Origin of the sequence: Sphingomonas sp. (assembly GCF_040398505.1) — a bacterium.
Lineage (GTDB): Bacteria > Pseudomonadota > Alphaproteobacteria > Sphingomonadales > Sphingomonadaceae > Sphingomonas.
Window position 1 is genome coordinate 1 of sequence record NZ_JBBATX010000148.1, and the last position, 5,339, is coordinate 5,339.

Here is a 5,339-nt window from a genome sequence, read left to right on the forward strand (position 1 = left end):
GTCGCGTCGATTTCGAGCAGCGGTTTGATGTGGCCGTCGCGAATGTCATAGACCCAGCCGTGCAGGAACACTTCCTGCTGCTGCGCCCAGGCGGCCTGAATCAGCTGCGTACGGGCGAGCTTGACGAGCTGATCGCGCACATTGACCTCGACGAGACGATTGACCCGCGTCTCGGCATCGGGCTGGCCGCGCACCTCATCCTCATGCGCGTGGAGCACGTCGCGCGCATTCGCCAGCCAGCCATCGACCGGCCCGTGCGTGCCGCCCGCAAGCGTCGCCTGCAAACCGCCGCACGCATAATGGCCGCACACGATGATGTGGCGGATCTTGAGCACCTCGGTGGCATATTGCAGCACCGACATCAGGTTCAGATCGTCTTCATTGACCAGATTGGCGACGTTGCGGTGGATGAACATGCCACCGGGCGGCGTCATCGTCATTTGTTCGGGGCTGACGCGACTGTCGGAGCAGCCGATCCACAGGAAATCGGGCTTTTGCCCGGCAATCTGGCGCGTGAAGAAGTCGGGATTCTCCTCGATCAGTTCGCTCGCCCAGGCTTTGTTGGCGAGCAGCAGCTGCTTGTAATGTCTCATGCGAAGCGAACCCCATAGGATGGCGCGTTGATCATCGGTGCGGTCCGGTCGGCAATGTCGCCACGGACATGGACCTCGATGTTGCGGAAGGCGGCGCCCTTGATGAAGGCGTTGATGATGTCGACATTGTCGAGATCGACATAGTTGGTCGATGACAGATCGATCACCAGCACCGCCCCGTCGGGCACTTTGTTGAGCTCTTGCTGGAGCTCATATTTGTGGATGAAATAGAGGTTGCGGCGCGCGCGCAGCAGGCAATCCTCGCCATCCACCGCAAAGGTAATCGCGGAGCGGAAGTTGCGCGCGACGACGAACACGAAGCCGACCGTCAGGCCGATCACGATTCCGATCAGCAGATCGGTGAACAGGATCGCCGCGACCGTGACGATGAACGGAATGAACTGCGTGAAACCCTGACGGAAGCGCTCGATGAACAGCGCCGGGCTGGCGAGCTTATAGCCGGTGTGGATCAGCACGGTCGCCAGCGCCGAGAGCGGGATCAGATTGAGCACCGCCGGGATCAGCGCGACCGACACCAGCAGCCAGAACCCGTGCAGCACCGCCGACGTTTTGGTTTCCGCGCCCGCCATCACATTCGCCGAAGTCCGCACGATGACCGATGTCACCGGCAACCCGCCGATCATCCCCGAAACGATGTTGCCGCTGCCTTGCGCCAGCAATTCCCAATTCTTGTCGGTAGAGCGCCGACGCGGATCGATCTCGTCGGCCGCCTTCACGCTCAGCAGCGATTCGAGGCTGGCGACGATCGCCAGCGTGGCGGCGGTGATCCACAGCGCGGCCGAACCGATCTGCGAGAAATCGGGCAAGGTGAACAGTCCGATGAAGCCGTCGAAACCCTCGGCGACCGGCACCTGGACCAGATGCTTGGATCCGAGCGCCCACTCGGGGACGAGCGCCGCGAACAGCGCATTGCCCACCACGCCCAGAACGACAACCACGAGCGGCCCCGGCAACAGCTTGAGCGGGCCCTGCTTGGGCTTCACCTTGTCCCAGACGAACAGGAACACGAGGCACGTGATGCCGATGATCGCGGCACCGGGTGTCACCCGATCCAGCAGCCCGTCCCACAGCGACGACAGCGTGTTGCCGCCATCGGCTTCGATGAAGTTCTCGCTGCCTTCGAATTCCTTTTCATAACCGAAGGCGAAGGGAACCTGTTTCAGGATCAGGATCATGCCGATCGCCGCCAACATCCCGGTAATCACCGACGAGGGGACGAATTCGCTGAGGACCCCGGCGCGTGAAATCGAGAAGGCGATCTGGATCACGCCGGCCAGGACGACGGCCGCCAGAAACACCTGATAGCTCGGCAGCGATTGAATCGCGTCGAACACGATGACCGTCAACCCGGCGGCGGGTCCGCTGACCGACAGCGGTGACCGCGAGAGCAGGCCAACGACGATACCGCCGACGATGCCTGCGATCACCCCCGAGAAGAGCGGCGCGCCCGATGCGAGCGCGACACCCAGGCACAGCGGCAACGCGACCAGCGCCACGACAATGGAGGAGGGCACATCGGCCCGCCATCCCGCAAACATTGAAAAAGGTTTGGTCATCATACTCCAAAATCATCGAAGACGCGCTAGCGCTGCATAAGGCCTGAGGGCGTATATGGAGTTGAGGCAGTGAAGGCGTAACCCTCCAAAATATTACAAAGTATTGCCGATTCTATTACGATACCGAAACGGAAACTTAAATTTTCGCGATCTAGATCGGTTACACTGTTTTTATTATAGAGATTATTAAAGTAATCTCTATTACTATATCATCAATTATTTATTGTTCCGGCTTTTGTAAGATTTCGTGGAGGCGCAATCCTTTAGAGGTCGCACCCGCCCTCAAACCCAAAGCTCAGCGATCCCAGTCGACCACCGCCCAGCCGCGTGCCGCCGCGCGCGCGCGCAGCGGACCATGCGCATTCACGGCAACCGCGACATCCGCCCATTCCAGCGTCGGCGCATCGGAGACATGGTCCGAATAGAAGCGGATCGTCACCGCGCCCCGCGCAATCCCCTCCCCGGCCAGCCATGCCTCGATCAGCCGCAATTTGGCCGGGCCGTAGCAATTCTCGCCTGCGATCTGCGCGCGGATCATGCCGTGGTCGCGCACCACATCGGTTGCGATGACCGCGTCGAAACCAAGCCGCGCGGCGATCGCGCCGGCATAAAAGCCATAAGACGCCGTGGCGAGCACCAGCCGATAGCCGGCGGCGCGATCCGCCGCGATCTGCGCGCGTGCGCCGCGATAAAGCCCCGAGGCCACGATCCGATCGGCAAAGCGCGCCGCCGCCTGTGCGGCCGCCGCATCGGGCAGCGCCGAACCGAGCAACAGGCGGTGCGTCACTTCCTTCAACCGGGCGCGCCCGATCACGCCACAGACATAGCCGAGCGTCGCAAGGACGGCGAGCGGCAGCAGCGCCAATCGCCACGGCGCGCGTGCCCATGCGGTGCGCACAAGGAACGAAGTCCATGTCGGCGCGTATGTGATCGTCTTGTCCAGATCATAGACAGCTAGATGGTGCATTGCAGCGTCCTAACCCGCTGGACGCTTGCCGATCCAGCCCGTTTAAAGCACAGAAGACGACAGATGACCGAAATGGCCACCTTCTCGACCGACCGCGACACGGTGCGCTTCACCGGCAGCCTGTCGCTTGCGAAGATCGGCGATCTCCCCGAACGGCTGCGCGCGTTCGATGGCGAGATCGCGCGCGTCGACCTCAGCGACATCGAGCGGATCGACACCGTTGGCGCATGGCTGATCCACCGTTTCGCCGCAGAGCATGATGCCGCGGTCGTCGGCCTCGATCGCGACGGGCAACATTTGCTGGCGCAAGTCGCCAGTGCCGATCAGCCCGTGGCGATGCGCCCGGCGCAAGTTGGCAGTTTGATTCGCGTTGTCGGCGAAATCGGCGCGGCGGTTGAACAGACCGGGCGAACGCTCTACGGTCTGCTCGGATTTCTCGGCGCTACGCTCATTGCGTTCTGGCACGTGGCGACGCACCCCAAACGCTTTCGTTTCAACGCCGTGGTGCAGCGCTTCGAAGTGGTCGGGGTCAGCGCGCTCGCGATTGTCGGGCTGATGAGCTTCCTGATCGGCATCGTCATCGCGCAGCAAGGCGCGGTGCAGCTCCGCCAATTCGGCGCCGAATTCCTGACGATCAACCTGGTTGGGCGCATCACGCTGCGCGAACTGGGTGTGTTGATGACCGCGATCATGGTCGCCGGTCGCTCGGGATCGGCGTTTGCGGCGCAAATCGGCACGATGAAGCTGACCGAGGAAGTCGATGCCATGCGCACGATCGGCGTTTCGCCGATGGAGGCGCTGGTGCTGCCGCGCGTGCTGGCGACGGTGATCATGATGCCGCTGCTCGGCATGTATGCGTCAATCGTGGCGATCATCGGAGGCGGCCTGCTGTGCTGGATCTCGCTCGACATTCCGCCGGTCACGTTCGTGCAGCGGCTGCGCGAGGTGGTGCCGATCACCGATCTCTACGTCGGCCTGGTCAAGGCACCGGTGTTCGGCCTGATCATTGCGGTGGCGGGCTGTTTCCAGGGGATGCTGGTCGAAGGCGATGCCGAACAGGTCGGCACGCGCACGACGGCGGCGGTGGTGCAGGCGATTTTCCTCGTCATCGTGCTCGATGCGTTCTTCGCGGTGTTCTTCACCTCGATCGGTTGGGTCTGATGCGCAACGATAGCCAGGACGATCCGGTCATCGTCGTCCGCGGTCTCAAGAGCGCATTCGGCGAGCAAGTCGTGCATGACGGGCTCGATCTGACAGTGCGGCGCGGCGAGATTTTCGGCGTGGTCGGCGGATCGGGCACCGGTAAATCGGTGCTGATGCGCTCGATCATCGGGCTGCAAGTGCCGGTCGAGGGTCAAGTCGAAGTGTTCGGCCAACCGACGATCGGCCGCGGGGAATCCGAACTCACCGACCTGACCAAGCGCTGGGGCGTGCTGTTCCAGGGCGGCGCGCTGTTTTCGACGCTGACCGTCGCCGAGAATGTGCAAGTGCCGATCCGCGAATTCTATCCCAAGCTCGACGGCGCGTTGCTCGACGAGATTGCCGCGTACAAGGTCGTGATGTCCGGCCTGCCCGCCGATGCCGGCCCGAAATTTCCGGCCGAACTGTCGGGTGGCATGCGGAAGCGCGCCGGGCTTGCGCGCGCGCTCGCGCTCGATCCCGAACTGCTGTTCCTCGACGAACCGACGGCGGGGCTCGACCCGATCGGCGCGGCGGCGTTCGATGAGCTGACCAAGTCGCTGCAAAAAACGCTCGGGCTGACCGTGTTCCTGATCACGCACGATCTCGATACGCTCTACGCGATTTGCGACCGCGTCGCGGTGCTGGCGGACAGGAAAGTGATCGCGGTCGGGACGATCGACGAATTGCTCGCGCTGGACCATCCGTGGATCCAGGAATATTTCAAGGGGCCGCGCGGCCGCGCCGCGATCGCCACGATCGAGCGCAACGACCACGCGCCAGAAGGGGCTGAGTAATGGAAACCCGTTCGAACCATGTGCTGGTCGGCACGGTCGTGCTGATCCTGCTGGCGGTCATGCTGCTGTTCCTGGTGTGGATCGCACGCTGGGGCACCGCGACCGACAAGGAATATGATATCTTCTTCAAACAATCGGTCGATGGCCTCGCCAAGGGGTCGGCGGTTGCCTTTTCCGGCGTGCCGACCGGACAGGTGAAGGAAATCACGCTGTGGAAGCCCGATCC

6 protein-coding genes are annotated in these 5,339 nt (G+C 62.7%); 3 read left to right on the forward strand and 3 right to left on the reverse strand.

All coding sequences use genetic code 11. From position 1 onward, the window contains the following. The 3 genes from ABWP09_RS13395 to ABWP09_RS13405 form a co-directional block, all read right to left on the reverse strand. Positions 1-593: carbonic anhydrase (locus ABWP09_RS13395; protein ID WP_353205622.1), on the reverse strand; the 593-nt coding region annotated here is incomplete at its 3' end. After that, the gene (locus ABWP09_RS13400; RefSeq protein WP_353205623.1) at positions 590-2,170 is read right to left on the reverse strand and encodes a SulP family inorganic anion transporter; all 1,581 of its coding nucleotides are present in this window, start codon (positions 2,168-2,170) and stop codon (positions 590-592) included. The genes ABWP09_RS13400 and ABWP09_RS13395, both read right to left, overlap by 4 nt. A gap of 295 nt (positions 2,171-2,465) precedes the next feature. Next, positions 2,466-3,137 (reverse strand): HAD family hydrolase, encoded by a 672-nt coding sequence (locus ABWP09_RS13405; protein WP_353205624.1) that lies wholly within the window; start codon positions 3,135-3,137, stop codon positions 2,466-2,468. A 63-nt stretch (positions 3,138-3,200) separates the two neighbouring features. Here ABWP09_RS13405 and ABWP09_RS13410 point away from each other — a divergent pair, with 63 nt between their 5' ends. The 3 genes from ABWP09_RS13410 to ABWP09_RS13420 form a co-directional block, all read left to right on the forward strand. Next, positions 3,201-4,298 (forward strand): ABC transporter permease, encoded by a 1,098-nt coding sequence (locus ABWP09_RS13410; protein WP_353205625.1) that lies wholly within the window; start codon positions 3,201-3,203, stop codon positions 4,296-4,298. Beyond that, positions 4,298-5,113, forward strand: coding sequence for an ABC transporter ATP-binding protein (locus ABWP09_RS13415; RefSeq protein ID WP_353205626.1), 816 nt, complete (start codon positions 4,298-4,300; stop codon positions 5,111-5,113). The genes ABWP09_RS13410 and ABWP09_RS13415 overlap by 1 nt, the downstream gene beginning before the upstream one ends. After that, positions 5,113-5,339 (forward strand): MlaD family protein (locus tag ABWP09_RS13420; RefSeq protein ID WP_353205627.1); only part of this gene is annotated, 227 nt, incomplete at its 3' end. The genes ABWP09_RS13415 and ABWP09_RS13420, both read left to right, overlap by 1 nt.